This is a genomic window from Micromonospora sp. NPDC005707 (genome assembly GCF_040631005.1).
GTDB lineage: Bacteria > Actinomycetota > Actinomycetes > Mycobacteriales > Micromonosporaceae > Micromonospora.
Map to the genome: position 1 here is coordinate 177613 of NZ_JBEXYR010000004.1, position 21484 is coordinate 199096.

The following is a 21484-nucleotide window of genomic DNA, read 5'->3' on the forward strand; positions in this document are numbered from 1 at the left end:
GGGCCCACGGGGCGAGGATGGGACGGTGACGTCCGGCGTCGCCGCGCTCTGGTCCGCCCGCACCTCGCTGCGCATCCTGGTCCGGCGTGATCTCGCGGTGAAATACCAGCAGTCCGTGCTGGGCTATCTCTGGTCGCTCATCGAGCCCCTCGGCATGGGCCTGATCTACTGGTTCGTCTTCGGCGTGCTCTACTCCGGCGCCACCCGGCGGCACCTGGGCGACGCGGCGGAGTCGTACCCGCTGTTCCTGATCACCGGGATCTTCGCCTGGATGTGGGCCAGCTCGGCGCTCACCGAGGCGGCCAACGCGCTGACCGGGCAGGCCCGGCTGATCACCACCATGAACCTGCCCCGGCAGGTCTTCCCGATCGGCCGGGTCACCGGCCGGTTCGCCGAGTATCTCGCCGGCCTGCCCATCCTGGCCGCCATCGCGGCCCTCTACGTGGGCCACGGCCGGATCCGCCTCGGCTGGACGCTGCTCGCCCTGCCGCTGGCCGTGGTGGTGCAGTTCGTCCTGTTGGTGGGGCTCGCGCTGCTGCTGTCGGCGGGCAACGTGCTGATGCGCGACATCGAGCGCTTCATGCGGCTGATCATCCGGGTGCTCTTCTACGCCACCCCGATCATCTACCCGCTGAACCTGGTGCGGGACTCGGGCATGCCGGGCTGGCTGAAGATCGCGTACGAGCTGAACCCGCTGGTCGGGATCTTCCAGCTGCACCACGCGATCTGGTATCCGGACGAGTTCCCCGACGCCCGGCTGCTCACCGTCACCGTGGCGGGCAGCGTGCTGGTGTTCGCGGTCGGCTGGTGGTCGTTCCGCCGCCTCGAACCGGCCGTGCTCAAGGAACTGTGAATGGCGGCGATCATCGAGGCGGACGGGCTCGGCATCCGGTTCGTCCGCAACCGCCGCCGCCAGCTCCGGCTGCGGGAACTGCTCATCCACCGGGGCTCCCGCGACCCGGACGCCGGCCGGTTCTGGCCGCTGCGGGACGTGTCGTTCCGGCTCGAGCCGGGCGAGACGGTCGGCGTGGTCGGGCGCAACGGCACCGGCAAGAGCACCCTGCTGCGGCTGATCGCCGGAGTGCTGATCCCCGACGAGGGCGCGATCCGCGTCCACGGCCGGGTGGCGCCACTGCTGGAACTCTCCGCCGGCTTCTCCGGCGACCTGACCGGCCGGGAGAACCTCTACCTCGTGGGCGGGCTGCACGGACTGTCGGCGGCGTACCTGCGGAAGCACTTCGACGAGATCGTCTCGTTCGCGGGTGAGCAGGTGGAACGCGCCATCGACACGTCCGTCCGGCACTACTCGTCGGGGATGAAGGTGCGGCTGGGCTTCGCGGTGATCTCCCACCTGCCGCATCCCGTGCTGCTGGTGGACGAGGTGACCGCGGTCGGGGACGCCGAGTTCCGTGCGAAGTGCTATGCGACCATCGAGCGACTTCTCGCGGAAGGGCGCACGCTGGTGCTGGTGTCACACAACGAAAAGGACCTCGCCCGGTTCTGTCGTCGGGGGCTCTACCTCGACGCCGGCCGGCTGACCGTCGACGGGACGATCGACGAGGCGCTGCAGGCGTACGCCGGCGCGACGCAGCGGTGACGCTCGCGATCGTGCTCGCCGCCGGGCCGGCCGCGGGCCTGACCACCGACGCCGGGGAGCGCCTGGCCGACCGGCTCGCCGGGCAGTGGCGCCGGGCCGGGGCGGACGAGGTGCGGGTGGCCGGCGACCTGTCCGAGCTGGCCGACCTGGTGGCCGCCGCCACGGGGCCGGTGCTGGTCAGCGGGGCCGACCTGGTGGCGCACACCGCCGTACTCAAGCACCTGGCCACCAGCCCGGTGGGGCCGACGGTGGCCCTCGTGCTCACCGATCCGCCGGCCGCCGGGCAGGCGACCGTCCGAGAGGAGCGCGGCCAGGTGGTGGCGGTGGACGACCCGGCGGGTGCGACCGGCGTGTTCGGCGGCGCGCTGCGGGCCGGTCCGGCCGACCTGCCGGCGCTCGCCGACGCGGCCCGCGCGGTGGCCGGATCCGCGACCGGCGGCGCGGCGCCGGCCCCGGACGGCCCGGCGTCCGCGCTGGACCAGACCGTCGCCGGCCTCGTCGGCTGCGGCACCCTGGTCTTCGCCCACCGGGTACGCCTGCTCGTGGCGCACCGGGTCGGCGATCCGGCCGAACTGGCCGCGGCGCAGGCGGCTGTGGCCGCCGTCGACGAGGACCGGGCCGAGCTGAAGCTGTCGGTGAAGGAGCGGGACGACTTCTTCACCACGTTCTTCGTCAGCACCTGGTCCCCGTACGTGACGAAGGCCGCCGCCCGGATCGGCCTGGGCCCGACCGCGGTCACCATGATCTCGGTGGCCTTCGCGGTGGCCGCGGCGGTGCTCTTCGGCGTCGGCGGCCGGTTTGCGCTGGTGGCCGGTGGCATCCTGCTCTACCTGGGCTTCGTGCTGGACTGCGTGGACGGCCAGTTGGCCCGTTACACCCGGCACTTCAGCGCCTGGGGCGGCTGGCTCGACACGATGGCCGACCGGGCCAAGGAGTACGTGGTCTACGCCGGTCTCGGCTACGGCGCCACGCACGCCGGCTTCCGCTACGGCTGGGCCCTGGCGATCGCCGCCATGACCCTGCAGACCGTGCGCCACATGACCGACACCTGGTACGGGGTGCTGCACGACGAGGCGGCCCGCCGGCCCCGCACGTCGACGGGCGACGCGGGCGGCATCGGCGGGAAGCTGAACGCCGCCTCCACCAAGGTGCAGGCGGACACCGGCTCGGTGTCCTACTGGCTCAAGCGGAGCGTGGTCTTCCCGATCGGCGAGCGGTGGGCGCTCATGGCGGTGGCCGCAGCGCTGTTCGGGCCGCTCGTGGCGCTGTGCGCGGTGCTGGTGTGGGGGGTGCTGGCGTTCGCGTACACCGGGGCCCTGCGCACCCTGCGGGCGCGGTGGATGCGGGTGCCGGTGCTCAGCACGGTCGACACCGGCCTGCACCGCGACGATGGGCCGTTGGCCCGGACGCTGCCGGTGGCCCGGCGACCGCTGGCGCTGGCCGCGTTCGGCGCCGTGGTGGCGGCGGTCCTCCTGCTCTGGGCGCTGCTCGCGGTGCACCGCGGCGGCGACCTGCCCGCGTGGACGCTCGGACCCGCCCTGGTGGGCCTGCTCACCGCGGCGCAGGGGGCGCGGGCGACGCACGACGGGCCGTTGGACTGGCTGGTTCCGGCGGCGCTGCGGGCCGGCGAGTATCTGTTCGCGATCGCCGTCGGGGTGGCCGGGCGGGTGCCGCCGTGGCTGATCTTCGGGTACGTCTTCGTGCTGACCCTGCACCACTACGACCTGACCGCGCGGCTGGAGAAGCGGCAGGTGGCCCCGCCGCTGCACGCCGCCACGCTGGGCTGGGAGGGGCGTTCGGCGCTGCTGACCGTCGGGTCAATCGCCGGAATTGCGAGCATCGCTCTGGCTACACTCGGTGCGTACCTTCTCGTGGTTTTTGTCGCGAGTGTGGTCCTCGCCTGGGTGGTCCTGCCGGCCCGCGCCCGTGGGGGTGACCGCTCGCCGGGCTGACGGAGGGCCGGCCGGGATGACCCTGATCAGCTTCGTCGTACCGGCCTTCAAGGTGCAGGGCTACCTCCGGGAGTGTCTCGACTCGATCCTGGACCAGCCGTTCGAGGACGTCGAGGTGATCGGGATCGACGACGCCTCGCCGGACGACAGCGGCGAGATCCTCGACGAGTATGCGGCCCGCGACCCCCGGGTCCACCCGGTCCGGCTCACCGAGAACGTCGGGCTCGGTCCGGCCCGCAACATCGGGCTGGACCGGGCCAGCGGCGACTACGTCTGGTTCGTCGACGGCGACGACTGGCTGGTCCCCGGCTGCCTGCCGCACGTGGCCGACCGGCTCCGCGCCACCCGCCCGGACGTGCTCATCGTCGACCACGTCCGGGCGCACTGGAACAACATCGGCACGCGCAGCGCCATGCGGGACGTGTTCCCGGAGCCGCCCGGCGAGGCGACCTTCCGGCTGCGGGAGCGGCCGGAGACCCTGCGGCTGCTGCACACCGCCTGGAACCGGCTGGTCCGCCGGGAGTTCCTGGCCGAGCAGGGGCTGCGCTTCGCACCCGGCTGGTACGAGGACGTCTCGTTCAGCTATCCGGTCCTGATGGCCGCCGAGCGGATCGGCGTGCTGGACCGGGTCTGCCTCAACTACCGGCAGCGCCGCACGGGGGCGATCACCCGGACCCGGGGCGACCGGCACTTCGAGGTCTTCGCCCAGTGGCACCGGGTGTTCCGGCTCATGGACCGGTGGGGGCCGGCCGTGGTGAACGGCCTGCGTCCGGCCGTCTTCGAGCGGATGATCTGGCACTACCTGACCGTGCTGGGCAACGGCGAGCGGATCGCCCCCGAGCTGCGGCCGCCGTTCTTCGCCCAGATCCACGCCGACCACGCCCGCTTCCTGCCGCCCGAGGGCTACCCGGTCCCGCCCGGGCTGGAAGGGGTGAAGCACCGGCTCGTGGCAGCCGGGCGGTGGCGGACGTTCAGCGCGCTCCGGGCCGCCCACCAGGCCGAGGAGCGGGCCCGGCGCTCGGCCCGGCGGGTCAAGCGGCGGGTGCTGCCGGTCGCCCGGCGCAATGCCCGCAGGGCCCGGGACGCGGCGCTGCACGAGTACTACCGGGCCGAGCTGCACCGCCCGCTCGACCCGACGCTCGCCGTCTACGCGTCGTACTGGTACCGGGGCTACTCCTGCAACCCCGCCGCCATCTACACGGCCGCCCGCCGGCTCGCCCCGCAGGTGCGCGGCGTGTGGATCGTCCGCCGGGACCGCGTGGCCGGGCTGCCGCCGGGCGTGGAGTACGTGGTGGCCGGCACCCCGGACTACTACCGGGTGCTGGCCCGGGCCCGCTGGCTGGTCAACAACGTCAACTTCCCGGACTTCGTCCGCAAGCGACCGGGCTCGGTGCACGTCCAGACCCACCACGGCACCCCGGTCAAGGTGATGGGGCTGGACCAGCAGCGCTATCCGGTCGGCGCGATGGGCATGAACTTCGCGAACCTGCTGCGCCGGGTGGACCGCTGGGACTACAGCGTCAGCGCGAACAGCTTCTCCACCCAGATGTGGGAGCGGGCCTACCCGGCCGACTACACCACGCTGGAGGTCGGCTATCCGCGCAACGACCGGCTGGCGCTGGCCACCGCCGAGGAGTGCCGCCAGGCCCGCGCGGGGCTGGGCATCGGCCCCGACGAGTACGTGGTGCTCTACGCGCCGACCCACCGGGAGCACCTGCCGGGCTGGCGGCCGCCGTTCGACCCGGACCGGCTGCGTCACGTGCTCGGGCCGGCCGGGCGGCTGTTGATGCGCAGCCACTACTTCCACGACCGGGAGCGGCAGTTGCGGGGCGCGTCCGACGGCGCGGTGCTGGACGTGAGCGCGTACGACCGGGTGGAGGACCTGTATCTCGCCGCGGACGTGCTCGTCACCGACTATTCCTCGGCGATGTTCGACTATGCGGTGCTCGACCGGCCGATCGTGGTCTACGCGCCGGACTGGGACGCGTACCGGGTGGCTCGGGGCGTCTACTTCGACCTGCTGGCCGAGCCGCCGGGCGCGGTCGCCGTCGATTTTCCCGGGCTGCTCGACGTCTTCCGCAGCGGTGCGGTGCGCGGAGCGGCCGCGGAGGAGGCCCGGCAGCGGTTCCGGGCCCGGTTCTGCGCGCTGGACGACGGGCACGCCGCCGAGCGGGTGGTCCGACGGGTTTTCCTGGACGAACCGGCCTGAAAAGTCGTTACTGAGCGGTCGCTTTACTGATGGAAGACCGCCAATCTCGTTAATGGTTCTTTCACGAGTCGAACATGGCACGTTTACCCGATGCGCGAAGGCCATGATCCTGGTCACAGTCATTCCCGGGTTCGGCCGAGAGCTGGGGAGGCAGACGGTGACCACCGTCGCGCTCAAGGATGTCACCAAGGTGTTCCAGGACGGGACAATCGCGGTCGACACCATCAATCTGGACGTCAACGACGGCGAGTTCATGGTGCTGCTCGGCCCCTCGGGCTGCGGCAAGTCCACCGTGCTGCGGATGGTCGCCGGGCTGGAGGATCCCACCTCGGGGGCGGTGATGCTCGGCGGCGAGGTGGCCAACGACCTGCCGCCCCGGGAGCGGAAGATCGCCATGGTCTTCCAGGACTTCGCGCTCTACCCGCACATGACCGTCGGCGACAACATCGGCTTCCCGCTCCGGCTCTCCGGCGTCGAGCCCGGGCCGCGCGGCGAGCGGATCCAGGACGTGGCGAGCGCGCTGGGCATCGGCGACGTGCTCGCCCGCAAGCCCAGCCAGCTCTCCGGCGGCCAGCGGCAGCGGGTGGCCATGGGACGGGCCATAGTGCGCCGGCCCGGCCTGTTCCTCATGGACGAGCCCCTCTCCAACCTGGACAGCGGCCTCCGCGCCGAGCTGCGCGCCGAGATCTCCGGGCTGACCCGCGAGCTGGGCGTCACCACCATCTACGTCACGCACGACCAGGCCGAGGCCCTGACCATGGCCGACCGGGTCGCCATCATGCGCAAGGGCGTGCTCCAGGACGTGGGCACACCCACCCAGGTGTACGGGCGTCCCGCCACCCTCTACGTCGCCGCGTTCCTCGGCAGCCCGCGGATGAACCTGCTGGAGGCGTCGGTCTACGTCCACCTCGACCGGTACGTCACGCTGAACCTCGGCGAGCAGTCGCTGTACCTGCCGTGGGACGACATCCGCAGCCGGGCCGTGGCCCACTACCACGGCGAGCGGATCGTGGTGGGCATGCGGGCCGAGGCGCTCACCCCCGTCGCCCCCGACACCGCCGGGGACGTGCTGCACGGCCGGATCCGCTACCTGGAGCACCACGGCCACGAGTCGCTGGCCTTCCTCGACATCGGCGCCACGGCCATTGTCGTGGACGAGATGGGCAGCCGCCCGGACGACGCCGCCCCCGGCCAGCGCGGCCTGCGCCGGTTCGGCCAGGTCATGCAGCGGCTCGCCGGGCGTGCGGCGGACGCACCGGTCTCCGCCGAGCCGAGCGGCGGCGGGGGGAACCGGACGAGCGTGCTTCCCGACCCGGGCCGGCACCACCGCCGCCCGGCGGAACTGGCCGTGCGACTGGCCCCGTACCCGGCGGTGTCGGCCGGGCACCCGCTCGCCGTCCAGGTACGGATGGACGCGCTGCACTTCTTCGACGAGCGCGGCGACCGGATCGACGTCGGCTGGCGCTGAGGCGCCCGGCGGCGCCCTGCCCCTCGACGGCCGCCTTCGCTCCGGTGGGCTTCGTTCCGGCGGCGCCTTGTCCCTCGGCGAGCGCCTTCACGCCGTCGGGGCGCTTTCCTTCCGGGTGCCTTGGATGCCGTTCGCCGCGCGCTTTTCCGCGTTGGTCGCCTTGCGGCCAACCACGCTGTGTCACAGTCCGCGCCGACCCGGGGGAAACCTTTCCGCGCCTTTGCTCTGCAGCCACGGACGCAGCGGTTGCGCTGAGTAAGCGTCATGGATCGGGGACGCGTCGGGCGCGTTTGAGGAACAGCAGCTCAATCGCGTGGTGCGTGGATGGCTGCAGAGCAAAGGCGCGGAGGACTTTTCTGACGGTTCGCCGGGGCGGTTACTCGCAGTGAACTCGGCGGCCCTGCACGCACGGTGATGGCGGGGCGGTGCGGCGGCCGGAGGTGCTGGAGCCCGTCTCAGTGCTGCGACGGGTCCACTACCGGCCGGCGGTAGGGGCCCCACGCCACGAAACGACGGAACAGGTCGGCGGGGGACGGGCCGGCGTCCGGGTTCAGGCGGTAGAGGTCCCGGGCCGCCTCGTGGAGCAGCCCGCACAGGTAGAGCGACAGGCCGATCTGGTCGTCCGCGTACTCGGCCTTGAGCAGCAGGCGGGCCTGCGCGCAGGGCCACGGCTGCCCGCAGGCCCGGCAGCACCACATCGGCCGCAACGGCGTGTGCGCCGGACAAGCCCTCAACCGCTCCCCTGTGGTCGTTTCCGGCGAGATCTTGGTAGGCAGTGGCCCCTCTGGGGGCCTTTTCCCACCAAGATCTGGTCGATCGTCCATGAGGTCTCCTTGAGGCTTGGGTGGGCCCGCCCCGGTTCGGGGGAATTGGGGCGGGCCCCGGAGCGGCCCTCGACGGGTGTGGGCGGCTCCGCTGGGTGACAGTCTGGTCACCGTGGGGCTAGGGTCGGAAGCCGTTCCGCCCCCACCAGCCCGGCCGTCCGACCGGCCGTTCCCCGTTGTGCAGAGGTGTGCAGATGAGCCGGATGCCGATGCTGGAGCTGTTCGCCGGGGAGCTGCGCCGGCTGCGCGGCGACGCCGGGCTGTCCCAGGAGGCGCTGGGCGAGCGGGTCAACTACTCGGCCTCGCTGGTGGCGGCGGTCGAGCAGTGCCGCCGCCCGCCCCGGGAGGAGTTCGCCCAGCGCTGCGACGAGGTGCTGCGGGCGGGCGGCCTGCTGGTGCGCATCCGGGACGCCCTGATCCGCGAGAGCCTCATGCCGTGGTTCCGCGAGTGGGTGTCGATCGAGCAGGAGGCGACGACCTTGCGCAGCTTCCAACCGCTGGTGGTTCCGGGACTGCTGCAGACAGAGGCGTATGCCCGGGCGCTCTATGAAGGAGCGGCGCAGCTCGCCGGTGAGGAGATCGAGCAACCCCTCGCCGCGCGGCTGGCTCGTCAGGCGGTGCTGAACCGGCCCGGACCCCCGCAGTTCGTGGCCGTGCTGGACTACACCGTCCTGGAGCGTCCCGTCGGCGGTCCGGAGGTGATGCGGGAGCAGTTGCGGCACCTCGTCGAGGTGGGCCGGCGACCACGGGTCCACCTGCACCTGGTGCCGCGTGGCACCGGTGCCTACCCGGGTCTGAACGGCGCCTTCGTGCTCGCCACCCCACCCGATGGTGACGACGTGGGCTACCTGGATAACCAGTTGCAGGGCACCATCGTCGAGCGGAGCGTGGACATAAACTCCCTGCGGCAGATCTGGGAGTCCGTGCGGGCGGAGGCCATGCCGCACGGTGCCACCCTGGCGGCGATCTCGGAGGCGGCGGAGCAATGGACCTGACCGGCGCGATCTGGCGCAAGAGCACGCGCAGCAGCGGCAACCAGGGCGACTGCGTGGAGGTGGCCGACAACCTGCCCGGCGTGGTGGCCGTGCGGGACAGCAAGGACCGGCGCGGCCCCGCGCTCAGCTTCACCCCGCTGAGCTGGGCAGCCTTCGTCGCTGCTGCCCGCCGATCGGCCCTTGCCCAGAAAGTTACTCACGAGTAGCGTCTGGGCATGTCCATCGACTCTCGCCAGGTCGCGGCCGGTCTGCTGGAGGCCGTGCCGTTCGCCCGCACGCTCGGTATCGAATTCGTCGAGGTCGCCCCCGAGGCCGAGGGCGGCGTCCGGGCCGTGGTCCGGCTCCCCGACGTCCCGGAGCACCACAACCACGTCGGCGGCCCGCACGCCGGGGCGATGTTCACGCTCGGGGAAACGGCCTCCGGGGCGGTGGTGCTGGCCGCGTTCGGGCAGGTGCTCGACCGGGCCGTACCGCTCGCCGTGACGGCCACCATCCGCTACCAGAAGGTCGCCCTGGGGCCGGTGCTGGCTACCGCGCGGCTGGGGCGCACCCCGGCCGAGGTGGTCGCCGAGCTGGACGCCGGGCAGCGACCGGAGTTCCCGGTCGAGGTGGAGATCGCCACCGAGGACGGCACCGTGACCTCGGCGCTCACCGTGATCTGGACACTTCGCCCGAACCGCTGAGGTCCGAATCGGGTTTGCCCGGCCGGTGCCCTGGATAGATTCAGGCAATGCTGGGTCTACCCGCGCAGGTGACCGCCTGTCTCTTCGATCTGGACGGTGTGCTGACGCAGACCGCCAAGGTGCACAACGCCGCCTGGACCGAGACGTTCAACGCGTTCCTGCAGGCGCGCGCGGCGGCCACCGGCGAGCCGTTCCGCCCGTTCGACCCCGGCCCGGACTACAACCGGTACGTGGACGGTAAGCCGCGGGCCGACGGGGTGCGCTCCTTCCTGGCCTCGCGCGGGATCGTCCTGCCCGAGGGTTCGCCGGACGACCCGCCCGAGGCGGAGACGGTCAACGGGGTGGGCAACCGGAAGAACGTCATCCTGCTCAAGCGGATCCACACCGACGGCGTCGAGGTCTACGAGGGCTCGGTGCGCTACCTGGAGGCGGCCGCCCGCGCCGGGCTGCGCCGGGCGGTGGTCTCGGCCAGCGCCAACTGCCGGGACGTGGTCGCCGCCGCTGGGCTGGACCCGCTGCTGGAGGCCCGGGTGGACGGGCTGGTCGCCCGCGAGCGCGGCCTGCGCGGCAAGCCGCACCCGGACACCTTCCTGGCCGGCGCGCAGATGCTCAGCGTGGAGCCGGCGAACGCGGTCGTCTTCGAGGACGCGCTTGCCGGCGTCGCCGCCGGCAAGGCCGGCGGTTTCGGGTACGTGGTCGGCGTCGACCGGGTCGGCCAGGCCGACGACCTGCGCGCGCACGGCGCCGACGTGGTGGTCACCGACCTGTCGGAACTGCTCACCGGGGCGCACGCGTGATCCGGGAACGGGCGTACCCGGTCGAGCCGTGGCACGTCCGGGAGACCCGGCTCGACATGGACGTGCTGGCCCAGTCCGAGTCGGTCTTCGCCCTCTCCAACGGCCACGTCGGGCTGCGCGGCAACCTCGACGAGGGCGAGCCGCACGGCCTGCCCGGCACCTACCTGAACTCCTTCTACGAGCTGCGCCCCCTGCCCTACGCGGAGGCCGGCTTCGGCTTCCCCGAGTCCGGGCAGACCGTCGTCAACGTGACCAACGGCAAGCTGCTCCGCCTGCTGGTCGACGACGAGCCGCTCGACGTCCGGTACGGCGAACTCATCTCCCACGAGCGGGTCCTCGACCTGCGCGCCGGCACGCTGCACCGCGAGCTGCACTGGCGCTCGCCCGCCGGCCGGGACGTGAAGGTCCGCAGCACCCGGCTGGTGTCGTTCACCCAGCGGGCGGTCGCCGCGATCCAGTACGAGGTCGAGGCGCTGGACGGGCCGCTACGGCTCATCGTCCAGTCCGAGCTGGTGGCCAACGAGACCCTGCCGCCGCAGAGCAAGGATCCGCGCGTCGCCGCCGTACTCGAATCGCCGTTGCAGGCGGAGGAGGAGCTGACCACCGACGACGGCGGCCTGCTCATCCACCGCACCAAGGTCAGCGGCCTGCGGGTCGCCGCCGCCATGGCGCACGACGTGGAGGCCCTGGAGCGCACCACCATCGAGTCCGAGGGCTACGAGGACTGGGTCCGCACCACCATCGGCTGCGTGCTCAAGCCCGGCCAGACGCTGCGGGTGGTCAAGTACCTGACGTACGGCTGGTCCAGCCGGCGGTCGCTGCCGGCGCTGCGCGACCAGGTCGGGGCGGCGCTGGCCGCGGCCCGGTTGGACGGCTGGAACGGGCTGCGCCGGGAGCAGCGGGAATACCTCGACGAGTTCTGGGACGCCGCCGACGTGCGGGTGGAGGGCGACCCGGAGGTGCAGCAGGCGGTCCGGTTCGGCCTCTTCCACGTGCTCCAGGCCGGCGCCCGCGCGGAACGCCGGCCCATCGCCGCCAAGGGCCTCACCGGCCCGGGGTACGACGGGCACGCCTTCTGGGACACCGAGATGTTCGTGCTGCCCGTGCTCACCTACACCCAGCCGGGCGCGGTGCGGGACGCCCTGCACTGGCGCTACGCGACCCTCAGCCTCGCGCAGGAGCGGGCCCGGACGTTGAACCTGGCCGGGGCCGCCTTCCCGTGGCGCACCATCGAGGGGCCGGAGTCCTCGGCGTACTGGCCGGCTGGGACCGCGGCGTTCCACATCGCCGCCGATGTCGCCGACGCGCTGCGCCGCTACGTGCTGGTCACCGGCGACGACGCGCTCGAACGGGAGATCGGGCTGGAACTGCTGGTCGAGACGGCCCGGCTGTGGCGATCGCTCGGCCACCACGACCGCACCGGCCGGTTCCACATCGACGGGGTGACCGGCCCGGACGAGTACACCGCCGTGAAGAACGACAACGTCTACACCAACCTGATGGCGCAGCGGAACCTGCTCACCGCGGCCGACTGCGCGATGCGCCACCGCGACCAGGCCCAGGACCTCGGCGTCACCGAGGAGGAGGCGGCCACCTGGCGGGACGCGGCCAACGCCATGCACGTCCCGTACGACCCGGAGTTCGGAGTGCACGGGCAGGTGGAGGGGTTCACCCGGTTGCAGGAGTGGGACTTCGAGCACACGCCGCCGGAGAAGTACCCGCTGCTGCTGCACTACCCGTACTTCGACCTGTATCGGAAGCAGGTCGTCAAGCAGGCGGACCTGGTGCTCGCCATGCACTGGCGCGGCGACGCGTTCAGCGACGCCGAGAAGGTGCGGAACTTCCTCTACTACGAGCGGCGCACCGTGCGGGACTCCTCGTTGAGCGCCTGCACCCAGGCGGTGATGGCGGCCGAGGTGGGCCACCCTGAGCTGGCTCACCGCTACCTGCGCGAAGCCGCGCTCATGGACCTGCACGACCTGAGCGAGAACACCCGGGACGGCGTACACATGGCGTCGCTCGCCGGGGCCTGGATCGCCCTGGTCGCCGGCTTCGGCGGCCTGCGCGACCACGACGGGACCCTCTCGTTCTCGCCCCGGCTCCCCAGCCGGCTCAGCCGGCTGGAGTTCTCCCTCCAGTGGCGCTCGATGCGGCTACGGGTCGACGTCCGGCCGCACCAGACCACGTACTCGCTGCGCAACGGGGGGCCGCACACCGTGCTGGAGCTGCGCCACCACGGTGAGCCGATCCGGGTCACCGCCGCCCAGCCGGTCACCCTGCCGGTGCCGCCGGCGCACCCGTCCGGACCGCAGCCGGAGCAGCCGCCGGGCCGGGCGCCCCTGCTGCACCTGCCCGAGAACATGACCTGAGCGAAAGCCCCGGCCCGCGAGCTCGCGGGCCGGGGCCTTCCGGCGTACCTCAGAACTGGCGGCCGTTGGACGGCCGGCCGCCGGCATCGCGCGGCGCCGTCGCCCGCGCGTCGTCGGCGGTGCGTGCCACGGAGGCGCGGTCCGCCCAGTCCGGCGAGCCCTTCAGCTCCTGTTTGCGGCGTTCCTGGTCGGTGAGCTCCTGCTCTCGGGACCTGTCCTGTTTCGCCATGACGAGCCTCGCGATCCGTCGGGGTCCGTGGTCACCCCGCGCCTTCCCGATCCCCGCCGGCTCAACCGTCGAGGTGCCGGGCGAAGCTCATCCGCAGGTGGTTCTTGGGCCGGGCACCGACGATCGAACCGATGACCTGGCCGTCCCGAAACACCAGCATCGTCGGCATCGACATCACCTGGTACGCCCGCGTGCTCTGCGGGTTCTCGTCCGAGTTGACGGTGACGAAGCGCAGCGCGTCGCCGAACTCCTGGGCCAGCTCCGCCAGGTGCCTGGAGACCGGGCGGCAGGGCGGGCACCACTCTGCCCAGAAGGCGACCACGACGGGCCGGTCGGCGGCCAGCACGGTGGCCGCGAAGGTCTCGTCGGTGACCGCGGTCAGTCGGCCCTGTTGCGTGTCCTGAGGCATGTTTCCTCCCGATGGGCGATCGCGCGGGCGAGCTGGTCGTGCAGCTGGTGACGGACCGCGCCGAGCCGGTCGAGATAGTCGTCCACCTCGGCGAGCTTGCGCCGCAGCACCGCCACCGAGTCGGGGCAGACGTCGCCGGAGCTGTTGCCGGCCCGCAGGCAGGCCACGAACGGCCGGATGTCGTCCAGCCCGAAGCCGACCGCCAGCAGCGCCCGGATTTCGTGCACGACGCGCAGCTCGGCCTCGTCGTAGATGCGGTAGCCGTTGGCCGACCGGCCCGGGCACACCAGCCCCTGCGACTCGTAGTAACGCAGGGTCCGGGTGCTGGTCCCGGCCCGCTCCGCCAACTCCCCGATCCGCATCCCACCCGCCCCCCAACCGGCCTGCTCACCCTCTGACCACGGCCACGCTAAACCTTGCCGCCGACGTCAAGGCAACCCTCGCGCCCGGCGCCGAACCTCGTCGATCATGAAGTTGGCGGCGAGGGAGAGGTTTCCCCGCCGCCAACTTCATGATCACCACGCTGGTGGGTATGCCGGCAGTGGGAGGTGTGGGGTATGGGGGACGCACGTGAGGTGAGCGTGCCGGTCGTGGACGGTGGGTTGGTCGCCGATGTGATCGTGCCGTCGGGAGCCGTGGGGGTGGTGTTGTTCGCGCACGGGAGCGGCAGTTCGCGGCACAGCCCGCGGAACGTGGCGGTGGCGCACGAGTTCAACGGCCGGGCGTTGGGGACCGTGCTCGTCGACCTGCTCACCCCGGAGGAGGACGAGCGGGACGCGGTCACCGCCGAGCTGCGCTTCGACATCGGGATGCTGGCCGAGCGGCTGGCCGCGATCGTGGACTGGATGGCCGGCGAGCCGACCCTGGGCCGGCTGCCGATCGGGCTGTTCGGCGCGAGCACCGGCGCGGCCGCCGCTCTGGTCGCCGCCGCCGCCCGGCCGGATCAGGTCGGCGCGGTGGTCTCCCGTGGCGGCCGCCCGGACCTGGCCGGCAGCTCGCTCTCGGCGGTACGCGCCCCCACGCTGCTGATCGTCGGTGGCCTGGACGAGCAGGTGATCGTGCTGAACGAGCAGGCCCGGGCGGAACTGGGCGACGTCGCGGAGCTGCGGATCGTGCCCGGCGCGACCCACCTCTTCGAGGAGCCGGGCACCCTGGAGCAGGTGGCCGACCAGGCCGGGACCTGGTTCACCACCCACCTCCGCCAGCCCCATCCGGCCTGACCGGGCCGGACCCGGCGGCGCAGCCGCACCCGGCGGGGCAGCCGCACCCGGTCCCAATCGGGCCGGGCAGCCGGGCGGGTCAGTCGGGCACCGCGGCGCGGTGGCGTTGCACGGTGTCCAGGACCCGCCAGGCGACCGCGGCGATCGGCACCGAAACGAACGCGCCCGCGATGCCGGCGATCAGCGTGCCGGCGGTGACCACCACCAGGATGACCGCCGGGTGCAGCTGCACCTGGCGCTTCATCACCAGCGGCTCCAGCAGGTTGCCCTCGATCTGCTGCACGGCGATCACCGCGGCCAGCGTGAGCAGGGCGGTGGTGGGGCCGTTGGCGGCCAGGGCGACCAGCACCGCGATCGCGCCGGCCACGGTGGCGCCGATGATCGGCACGAAACCGCCGAAGAAGGTGATCAGCGCGAGCGGCAGGGCCAGCGGGACGCGCAGCACCACCAGCGCCAGCCCGATGCCGATCGCGTCGATCGCCGCGATGATCATCGTGCCGCGGCTGTACGCGCTCAGCGTGCGCCAGCCGGCCCGGCCCGCCTCGGCGGTCACGTCGCGGCGCGGCCCGGTCATCCGGCGCAGCACCCAGTGCCACATCGACCGGCCGTCCTTGAGCAGGAAGAACAGCAGCACCAGGCCGAGCAGGAGCGAACCGGCCACCTCGGCGGCCGTCCGTGCCCCGGCGACCGGGTCGGGGGCGCTGCCGCTCAGGCCGTCCCGGACCTGCCGGACCAGCCGGTCGAGCTGTTCGTCGGTCACCGGCAGGCTGGAGGTCACGAAGTCCCGGCTGCGTTGCAGGCCCTGGTCGAGTTGCTGGCTCAGTTCGCCGAACTGGCTCGCGGTCAGGTTCCACACCAGCGCGCCGACGCCGACCAGGACGCCGAGCAGCAGCAGGAGGCTGAGCAGGGCGGCCAGCGCCGGCGGCACCCGGAGCCGGCGCAGCCCGAGCAGCACGGGGTCGAGCAGCGCGGTGAGGAAGAGCGTGCCGGCCAGCGCGACGGCCAGCGGGGCCAGCAGCACCGCGATCTTCCCGAGCAGCCAGAGGGCGGCGACCACCACCACGAGACAGGCGCTCCAGGTGACCGCCGTCCGTACCGGCCAGGGCAGCCCGGCCCAGGTCTGCCGTGGGCCAACCGCCCGGCTCCGCGCCGCCGGTTCCGGCGTCCCCGCGTCCTCGTCCACGTCGCCTCCTCGATCGTGGCCGTAGGTACCCGACGCACGCGAATCCGACACCCGGGCGCCTTGGGGACGCGGCGTGTTTGTGCCTCCGGCACCAGGGAAGGCATTCACGGTATCGAAGGGAGAACCGACATGAGCGACTTCATGGACAAGGCCAAGGACTTCGCCGACAAGCACGACAAGCAGGTCGACCAGGGGATCGAGAAGGGCGGCGACATGGCCGACAAGCGGACCCAGGGCAAGTACGACGAGAAGATCGACAAGGGCGTCGACATGGCGCAGCAGCGAACCGGCCAGGGCGACACCGGCCGCTGACCGCGGTGCGATCCCGGGCCGTCCCGCGTGGGCGGCCCGGGATCGTCGTGTCGAAATCGGAACAACCCTCTGGTCTCCATCGACCGTTCTCGCTACCATCCGCAGTCGGGGCATGACTCAGCGTCGAGTCGTGCGGAGTCGACCCGCACCGCCCGCGGTGCCGTGGACGAGAGCGAGCCAGCCGGTGACCGACACTTCCCAGGCGACCATCCCGCAGCGCTACCCGTTCAACGCCCCTGTCCGGCTCGACCTGGACGCCCGCTACGCCGAGCTGCGCGAGCAGCCGCTGGTGCGGGTCCAACTGCCCTACGGTGAGCCCGCCTGGCTGGCCACCCGGCACGCCGACGTGAAGACGGTGCTCGGCGACCCCCGGTTCAGCCGGGCGGCGTCGGTCGGCCGTGACGAACCCCGGAACACCCCGCGCCAGCAGGAGACCGGCATCCTCTCGATGGACCCGCCGGAGCACACCCGGCTGCGCCGGCTCGTGGCGAAGGCGTTCACCGCCCGCCGGGTCGAGGAGTTGCGGCCGCGTACCCGCGCGGTGGCCGACGAGCTGGTCGACGGGCTGCTCGCCGCCGGGCCGCCCGCCGACCTGGTGGCGTACCTGGCCACGCCGCTGCCGATCCGGGTGATCTGCGACCTGCTCGGCGTGCCGGTGTCCGATCAGGACAGGTTCCACACCTGGTCCGAGGCGATCGTCTCGACCACCTCCCTGGAGCCGGAGCTGGCCCAGCAGTACGTCGACAACCTGCTCGCCTACATGGGCGGGCTGATCGCCCGGCGTCGGGTGGAACCCACCGACGACCTGCTCAGCGCCATGGTCCGGGCGCGCGACGAGAACGCCGACCGGCTCACCGAGGAGGAGATGATCACCCTCGCCGCCGGGCTGCTCGCCGCCGGCCACGAGACCACGGTGACCCAGATCCCCAACATGGTGTACGTCCTGCTCACCACCCCCGGCGCCTGGGACACCCTGCGGGCCCGGCCGGAGCTGGTGCCGGCCGCGGTCGAGGAGCTGATGCGCTTCATCCCGCTCGGCGCCACGGCGGCGTTCCCCCGCTACGCCACCGAGGACGTCGAGCTGGGCGGTGTGCTGGTCCGGGCGGGCGAGCCGGTGGTGGTCAACATCGCGGCGGCCAACCGGGACGACAGCGTCTTCGCCGACGCAGACCGGCTCGATTTCACCCGGGAGGTCAACCCGCACCTCGGCTTCGGGCACGGCGTGCACCACTGCGTCGGCGCCCAGCTGGCCCGGATGGAGCTGCGGGTGGTGCTGGAGACCCTGCTCGACCGGGCGCCGGGGCTCCGGCTCGCGGTGCCGGTGGAGGAGCTGACCTGGAAGAGCGGCCTGCTGGTGCGGGGCCTGCTGGCCATGCCGGTGGCCTGGTGAGCCGGGCCGGGGCGGGGGAGGGCGCGTGAGCGGAGCTGGCGAGTGGCGACTGCACGTCGACCCGACCCGGTGCATCGGGTCGGGGATCTGCGCCGGGGTCGCGCCGGGGCACTTCGTGCTGGTCGACGGGCTGTCCCGGCCGGTGGCCGAGCGGATCGCCGCCGACGAGGCGGTGCTGGACGCAGCGGAGTCCTGCCCGCTGGAGGCGATCATCGTGTCCGAGGTGGACGGCCTCCGCCGGATCGCCCCGGAGGGCTGACCGGTCACCAGCCGGGGTAGCGCGCCCCGTTGACGTTGACCCGCAGGCTGAACAGGGAACTGGAGGCGCAGATGTAGAGCTGGTTGCGCTTCGGGCCGCCGAAGGTGAAGTTGGCGACCACCTCCGGCAGGTGCAGCTTGCCGAGCAGCGTGCCGTCCGGGTCGAAGCAGTGCAGCCCGTCGTGCGCGGCCACCCAGACCCGGCCGGCGTCGTCGAGGCGTACGCCGTCGAAGGAGCCGGCGTCGCAGGTGGCGAACACCTCGCCGCCGCGCAGCGTGCCGCCCTCGGCCACCGCGAACCGGCGCAGGTGCTTCGCCCGGGTGTCGACCACGTAGAGCAGGGACTCGTCGGAGCTGAACGCCAGCCCGTTCGGCTGCCCGAAGTCGTCGGCGACCCGGCGCACCTCGCCGTCGTGCGGGTCGATCCGGTAGACGTGGTTGCCGCCGATCTCGCCCTCGGCCCGGTGGCCCTCGTAGTCGCTGTCGATGCCGTAGCTCGGGTCGGTGAACCAGATCGAGCCGTCGGAGTGCTCCACCACGTCGTTGGGGCTGTTGAGCCGCTTGCCGCGCCAGTGCTCGGCGAGCACCGTGTCGGTGCCGTCGGGCTCGGTCCGGGTGACCCGCCGCCCGCCCTGCTCGCAACTCACCAGCCGGCCGCGCCGGTCGACGGTGTGTCCGTTGGCGTAGCCGGCCGGCTGGCGGAACACCCCGACCGCCCCGGTGGTCTCGTCCCAGCGCAGCAGCCGGTCGTTGGGGATGTCGCTGAAGACGAGGTAGCGCCCGGCGGAGAACCAGGCCGGGCCCTCCAGCCAGCGGCCCCCGGTCCAGAGGCACTCCGTCCACTCGTCGCCGTTGACCCGGCGGAACCGCTCGTCCCGCACCTCGAACCGCGTCCTGAACCGATCCACGTCGACCGCCTCCGCTGATGACTGACGTTCGGCCTGACGCTAACATGACCGAACGAGAATCAGCCATGAGGCAGAACACCGAACGGAGATGTGGTCGTGGACGACGTGGACCGGAAGCTGCTCGCGGCGCTGCAACACGACGCCACCCAGTCGTACGCGACGCTGGCCGGCGCGGTCGGGCTGTCCACCGGGGCGGTGCACGAGCGGGTGCGCAAGCTGCGCGGGCAGGGCGTCGTGCGGCGTACCACGGTGGACGTCGACCCGGCCGCGGTCGGGCGGGGCGTGCTGGCGTTCGTGCTGGTGGAGGCGAACGCCTGGATGGGTGACCGGCCCACCCGCGAGGCGCTCGCCGCGCTGCCCGAGGTGGAGGAGGCGCACGTCATCGCCGGCCCCGCCTCCCTGCTCGTGAAGATCCGGGTCGGCACGCCCGAGCAGCTCCAGGCCAGCCTGCGCCGGCTGTTCCAGGTCGAGGGCGTCACCGGCACGCAGACCGTGGTGGTGCTGGAGAGCTTCTTCGAGCGCCCGCTCGACCCGTACCCCCAGACCCCCTGACACGCGGCGGCGGCCACGCCCCCCGCGCCGGGAGCGTGGCCGCCTCGGCCGGTGCTCAGGACTTCTCGCGAAGCTCCCGCATCGAGGTGGGCCGGCCGCTGAGCGCGTCGCGCATCCGGTCGACCAGCCCGGCGCCCGGGGCGAGCAGCCGGTTCGCCGGCGGGTGGTCCGGCGCGGCCGGGTGCGGGCGGGTCGGCGCCGACTTCTTCGCCGCCTCCACCTTGCCGGCCAGCTCGACCAGCTCCTCGCGGGCGCAGGCCGCGCGCAGCCGGGGGAAGAGGTCGTTCTCCTCGTCTTGCACGTGATGCCGGATGGTCGCCGTGAGCTTGGTCAGCAGCTCGTCGAAGCGCGGGTCGGAGGGGTCCACCGACTCCAGCTCCTTCATGGTCCGCTCGGCGTCGGCGTGCTCGGAGATCTCGTGCTCGGCGAGCTGGTCGCCGTCGGGCAGCGCCTTGCGGGCGGCCGGGTAGACGTGGGCCTCCTCGGCCACCGCGTGCCGGACCAGCTCGGCGATCACCACGTCGGCGAGCTGTCGACGGTGCTCCGGGGTGCCCTGCCGGCTCTCCAGCTCGACGAAGATCGCTTCGACCTCGTGGTGGTCCGTCGTCAGGACGTCCACGACGTCCCGCTCGGTCTGTACGTCGGTCATCTCAACAGCCCCTTACCGGTGGGTTGCGGAACGGCTCGTCTGGCCACTACCCCCAGCCGAACGGTCCAACCAGGCAACTGCCGTTGCCCCGGGCGACAAGAGTCCCGGCAACGGCCGCCCTCCGTTAATCTGACGGTCAACTGTCCGGCCGGTGGCTGCGGTTGCGTGATGGCTGCCCAGCGCGTTCCATCCGCAGGAGGACACCCGTGAATTTCCGTTCCAGCCGCTGGCTGCTCGCCCCCGTCGTCTCGGGGGTGGTGGCCGCCGCCGGACTGAGCCTGGCCAACCCGATCACCGACGCCGACGCCGGCGCGGCGAAGGGCAAGGCCCGCAACGTCATCTTCATCAACGGTGACGGCATGTCCGCCGCACAGCGCGAGGCGGCCCGCCTCTACCTGGCCGGCCTCGACGGCCAGCTCAACATGGACAAGCTGCCCTACTCCGGCCAGCTCACCACCAGCCCGCACGACCCGAAGACGCCGATCACCGACTCGGCCGCGGCGGCCACCGCGTGGGCCACCGGCGAGAAGACCTACAACGGCGCGATCAGCGTCGACGTGGACGGCAACCCGCTGCCCACCCTCGGCGCCCAGGCCAAGGCCGCCGGCAAGTCCACCGGCCTGGTCACCACCGCCCAGGTCACCGACGCCAGCCCGGCTGCGTTCTTCGCCAACACCGCCGACCGCGGGGCGCAGGACGAGATCGCCCGGCAGTACCTGGACGTCACCCGGCCGGACGTGATCCTGGGCGGCGGCGAGGACTGGTGGCTGCCGGCCGGCAACGCCGGCGCGTACCCGGACAAGCCAGCCGAGGACCCGTCCGAGGCCAGCAAGGGCACCAAGGGCGACCTGATCGCCAAGGCGAAGGCCAAGGGCTACCGATACGTCTCCACGGCCGCCCAGCTCCAAGCCGCCAAGGGCGGCAAGCTTCTCGGCCTCTTCGGCAACGAGGAGCTGTTCCAGCAGCGGGCCGAGGGCCAGGGCGACGTCTACGCCCCGCCGGCCAGCCTGGCCACGATGACCGAGAAGGCGCTCTCGACGTTGTCGACGAACAAGAAGGGCTTCTTCCTCCTCGTCGAGGAGGAGGGCATCGACGAGTTCGCTCACGACAACAACGGCACCCGGATGCTCCAGGCCCTCGGCGAGCTGGAGAAGGCCGTGGCGGTCGCCCGCAACTTCGCGGCCACCCACCCGGACACCCTGGTCGTGGTGACCGGCGACCACGAGTGCGGCGGCCTGACCGTCGAGGACACCGCCACCTCCGACGAGTCCGGTGACGGCATCTCGGCCGAGGACGGGCCGTTCCCGATCAAGGGCAGCAGCCAGAGCTTCAACCTGGACTGGACCACCAGCGGCCACACCGGGGCGGACGTGCCGGTGACCGCGTACGGGCCGCTGGCCGAGCAGTTCACCGGCAAGCACCCGAACACCCACGTGCACGACGTGCTGTCCCAGATCCTCACCCGCTGACCTCCGGCTCC

At 72.5% G+C, this 21484-nt stretch carries 23 protein-coding genes; 16 read left to right on the forward strand and 7 right to left on the reverse strand.

All coding sequences use genetic code 11. From position 1 onward, the window contains the following. The first annotated feature begins 25 nt into the window (after positions 1-25). From ABZ452_RS08630 to ABZ452_RS08650, 5 genes are all read left to right on the forward strand, one after another. A complete protein-coding gene (locus ABZ452_RS08630; protein WP_357940396.1) occupies positions 26-853 on the forward strand; it encodes an ABC transporter permease in 828 nt (275 codons plus the stop codon). Beyond that, a complete protein-coding gene (locus ABZ452_RS08635; protein WP_357940399.1) occupies positions 854-1597 on the forward strand; it encodes an ABC transporter ATP-binding protein in 744 nt (247 codons plus the stop codon). It abuts the gene before it with no gap. Positions 1598-1635: 38 nt separating this feature from the next. Continuing rightward, positions 1636-3549: a DUF5941 domain-containing protein gene (locus tag ABZ452_RS08640; RefSeq protein WP_357941049.1), complete on the forward strand. Its 1914-nt coding sequence runs from the start codon at positions 1636-1638 to the stop codon at positions 3547-3549. Between the two features lie 16 nt (positions 3550-3565). Then, complete coding sequence (locus ABZ452_RS08645; protein ID WP_357940401.1) at positions 3566-5758, forward strand: bifunctional glycosyltransferase family 2 protein/CDP-glycerol:glycerophosphate glycerophosphotransferase; 2193 nt, start codon at positions 3566-3568, stop codon at positions 5756-5758. Positions 5759-5915: 157 nt separating this feature from the next. Then, the gene (locus tag ABZ452_RS08650) at positions 5916-7226 is read left to right on the forward strand and encodes an ABC transporter ATP-binding protein (RefSeq protein ID WP_357940403.1); all 1311 of its coding nucleotides are present in this window, start codon (positions 5916-5918) and stop codon (positions 7224-7226) included. A gap of 455 nt (positions 7227-7681) precedes the next feature. On the opposite strand, the gene ABZ452_RS08655 is transcribed toward ABZ452_RS08650, so the two are convergent. Then, positions 7682-8050 (reverse strand): hypothetical protein, encoded by a 369-nt coding sequence (locus ABZ452_RS08655; protein ID WP_357940405.1) that lies wholly within the window; start codon positions 8048-8050, stop codon positions 7682-7684. Between the two features lie 194 nt (positions 8051-8244). Between ABZ452_RS08655 and ABZ452_RS08660 the strand changes: the two genes are divergently transcribed. From ABZ452_RS08660 to ABZ452_RS08680, 5 genes are read left to right on the forward strand one after another with little or no spacing between them, the layout of a single operon-like run. Continuing rightward, positions 8245-9045, forward strand: a complete 801-nt coding sequence (locus tag ABZ452_RS08660; protein WP_357940407.1) for a helix-turn-helix transcriptional regulator — start codon at positions 8245-8247, stop codon at positions 9043-9045. After that, positions 9036-9251: a DUF397 domain-containing protein gene (locus tag ABZ452_RS08665; protein ID WP_357940409.1), complete on the forward strand. Its 216-nt coding sequence runs from the start codon at positions 9036-9038 to the stop codon at positions 9249-9251. The genes ABZ452_RS08660 and ABZ452_RS08665 overlap by 10 nt, the downstream gene beginning before the upstream one ends. Before the next feature lie 9 nt (positions 9252-9260). Then, the gene (locus ABZ452_RS08670; RefSeq protein ID WP_357940411.1) at positions 9261-9728 is read left to right on the forward strand and encodes a DUF4442 domain-containing protein; all 468 of its coding nucleotides are present in this window, start codon (positions 9261-9263) and stop codon (positions 9726-9728) included. A 47-nt stretch (positions 9729-9775) separates the two neighbouring features. Beyond that, on the forward strand, positions 9776-10525 hold the full coding sequence (locus ABZ452_RS08675; RefSeq protein WP_357940413.1) for a beta-phosphoglucomutase family hydrolase: 750 nt from the start codon (positions 9776-9778) through the stop codon (positions 10523-10525). After that, positions 10522-12894: a glycoside hydrolase family 65 protein gene (locus ABZ452_RS08680; RefSeq protein ID WP_357940415.1), complete on the forward strand. Its 2373-nt coding sequence runs from the start codon at positions 10522-10524 to the stop codon at positions 12892-12894. Before ABZ452_RS08675 ends, ABZ452_RS08680 begins: the two co-directional genes overlap by 4 nt. A 49-nt stretch (positions 12895-12943) precedes the next feature. Here the strand turns inward: ABZ452_RS08680 and ABZ452_RS08685 are convergent, their stop codons facing one another. The 3 genes from ABZ452_RS08685 to ABZ452_RS08695 form a co-directional block, all read right to left on the reverse strand. Next, a complete protein-coding gene (locus ABZ452_RS08685) occupies positions 12944-13123 on the reverse strand; it encodes a hypothetical protein (protein ID WP_357940417.1) in 180 nt (59 codons plus the stop codon). Positions 13124-13184: 61 nt separating this feature from the next. Continuing rightward, a complete protein-coding gene (locus ABZ452_RS08690) occupies positions 13185-13532 on the reverse strand; it encodes a thioredoxin domain-containing protein (protein WP_357940419.1) in 348 nt (115 codons plus the stop codon). Beyond that, on the reverse strand, positions 13502-13894 hold the full coding sequence (locus ABZ452_RS08695; protein WP_357940421.1) for a MerR family transcriptional regulator: 393 nt from the start codon (positions 13892-13894) through the stop codon (positions 13502-13504). Before ABZ452_RS08695 ends, ABZ452_RS08690 begins: the two co-directional genes overlap by 31 nt. 195 nt (positions 13895-14089) lie before the next feature. On the opposite strand from ABZ452_RS08695, the gene ABZ452_RS08700 reads away from it, so the two are divergent. Further along, the gene (locus ABZ452_RS08700) at positions 14090-14752 is read left to right on the forward strand and encodes a dienelactone hydrolase family protein (RefSeq protein WP_357940423.1); all 663 of its coding nucleotides are present in this window, start codon (positions 14090-14092) and stop codon (positions 14750-14752) included. Between the two features lie 79 nt (positions 14753-14831). Here ABZ452_RS08700 and ABZ452_RS08705 read toward each other — a convergent pair whose 3' ends face one another. After that, a complete protein-coding gene (locus ABZ452_RS08705; protein ID WP_357940425.1) occupies positions 14832-15935 on the reverse strand; it encodes an AI-2E family transporter in 1104 nt (367 codons plus the stop codon). 129 nt (positions 15936-16064) lie between these two features. Between ABZ452_RS08705 and ABZ452_RS08710 the strand changes: the two genes are divergently transcribed. From ABZ452_RS08710 to ABZ452_RS08720, 3 genes are all read left to right on the forward strand, one after another. Beyond that, complete coding sequence (locus tag ABZ452_RS08710) at positions 16065-16247, forward strand: antitoxin (protein WP_357940427.1); 183 nt, start codon at positions 16065-16067, stop codon at positions 16245-16247. Between the two features lie 184 nt (positions 16248-16431). After that, complete coding sequence (locus tag ABZ452_RS08715) at positions 16432-17637, forward strand: cytochrome P450 (RefSeq protein WP_357940429.1); 1206 nt, start codon at positions 16432-16434, stop codon at positions 17635-17637. 25 nt (positions 17638-17662) lie between these two features. After that, positions 17663-17896 (forward strand): ferredoxin, encoded by a 234-nt coding sequence (locus ABZ452_RS08720; protein WP_357940431.1) that lies wholly within the window; start codon positions 17663-17665, stop codon positions 17894-17896. Between the two features lie 4 nt (positions 17897-17900). Here ABZ452_RS08720 and ABZ452_RS08725 read toward each other — a convergent pair whose 3' ends face one another. After that, positions 17901-18803, reverse strand: coding sequence for an SMP-30/gluconolactonase/LRE family protein (locus ABZ452_RS08725; RefSeq protein ID WP_357940433.1), 903 nt, complete (start codon positions 18801-18803; stop codon positions 17901-17903). A gap of 90 nt (positions 18804-18893) precedes the next feature. On the opposite strand from ABZ452_RS08725, the gene ABZ452_RS08730 reads away from it, so the two are divergent. Continuing rightward, the gene (locus tag ABZ452_RS08730; protein WP_357940435.1) at positions 18894-19355 is read left to right on the forward strand and encodes an Lrp/AsnC family transcriptional regulator; all 462 of its coding nucleotides are present in this window, start codon (positions 18894-18896) and stop codon (positions 19353-19355) included. Between the two features lie 55 nt (positions 19356-19410). Here the strand turns inward: ABZ452_RS08730 and ABZ452_RS08735 are convergent, their stop codons facing one another. After that, a complete protein-coding gene (locus tag ABZ452_RS08735) occupies positions 19411-20004 on the reverse strand; it encodes a hemerythrin domain-containing protein (RefSeq protein WP_357940437.1) in 594 nt (197 codons plus the stop codon). Between the two features lie 206 nt (positions 20005-20210). On the opposite strand from ABZ452_RS08735, the gene ABZ452_RS08740 reads away from it, so the two are divergent. Next, positions 20211-21473 (forward strand): alkaline phosphatase, encoded by a 1263-nt coding sequence (locus tag ABZ452_RS08740; protein WP_357940439.1) that lies wholly within the window; start codon positions 20211-20213, stop codon positions 21471-21473. The last annotated feature ends 11 nt before the right edge of the window (positions 21474-21484 follow it).

What these genes read in the sequence shown, in the direction of transcription:
- ABZ452_RS08635 (WP_357940399.1), top strand. Translation starts at nt 854, where the DNA reads ATGGCGGCGATCATCGAGGCGGACGGGCTCGGCATCCGGTTCGTCCGC.
- ABZ452_RS08645 (WP_357940401.1), top strand. Translation starts at nt 3,566, where the DNA reads ATGACCCTGATCAGCTTCGTCGTACCGGCCTTCAAGGTGCAGGGCTAC.
- ABZ452_RS08655 (WP_357940405.1), bottom strand. Translation starts at nt 8,050, where the DNA reads ATGGACGATCGACCAGATCTTGGTGGGAAAAGGCCCCCAGAGGGGCCA.
- ABZ452_RS08660 (WP_357940407.1), top strand. Translation starts at nt 8,245, where the DNA reads ATGAGCCGGATGCCGATGCTGGAGCTGTTCGCCGGGGAGCTGCGCCGG.
- ABZ452_RS08665 (WP_357940409.1), top strand. Translation starts at nt 9,036, where the DNA reads ATGGACCTGACCGGCGCGATCTGGCGCAAGAGCACGCGCAGCAGCGGC.
- ABZ452_RS08670 (WP_357940411.1), top strand. Translation starts at nt 9,261, where the DNA reads ATGTCCATCGACTCTCGCCAGGTCGCGGCCGGTCTGCTGGAGGCCGTG.
- ABZ452_RS08675 (WP_357940413.1), top strand. Translation starts at nt 9,776, where the DNA reads ATGCTGGGTCTACCCGCGCAGGTGACCGCCTGTCTCTTCGATCTGGAC.
- ABZ452_RS08685 (WP_357940417.1), bottom strand. Translation starts at nt 13,123, where the DNA reads ATGGCGAAACAGGACAGGTCCCGAGAGCAGGAGCTCACCGACCAGGAA.
- ABZ452_RS08690 (WP_357940419.1), bottom strand. Translation starts at nt 13,532, where the DNA reads ATGCCTCAGGACACGCAACAGGGCCGACTGACCGCGGTCACCGACGAG.
- ABZ452_RS08695 (WP_357940421.1), bottom strand. Translation starts at nt 13,894, where the DNA reads ATGCGGATCGGGGAGTTGGCGGAGCGGGCCGGGACCAGCACCCGGACC.
- ABZ452_RS08700 (WP_357940423.1), top strand. Translation starts at nt 14,090, where the DNA reads ATGGGGGACGCACGTGAGGTGAGCGTGCCGGTCGTGGACGGTGGGTTG.
- ABZ452_RS08710 (WP_357940427.1), top strand. Translation starts at nt 16,065, where the DNA reads ATGAGCGACTTCATGGACAAGGCCAAGGACTTCGCCGACAAGCACGAC.
- ABZ452_RS08735 (WP_357940437.1), bottom strand. Translation starts at nt 20,004, where the DNA reads ATGACCGACGTACAGACCGAGCGGGACGTCGTGGACGTCCTGACGACG.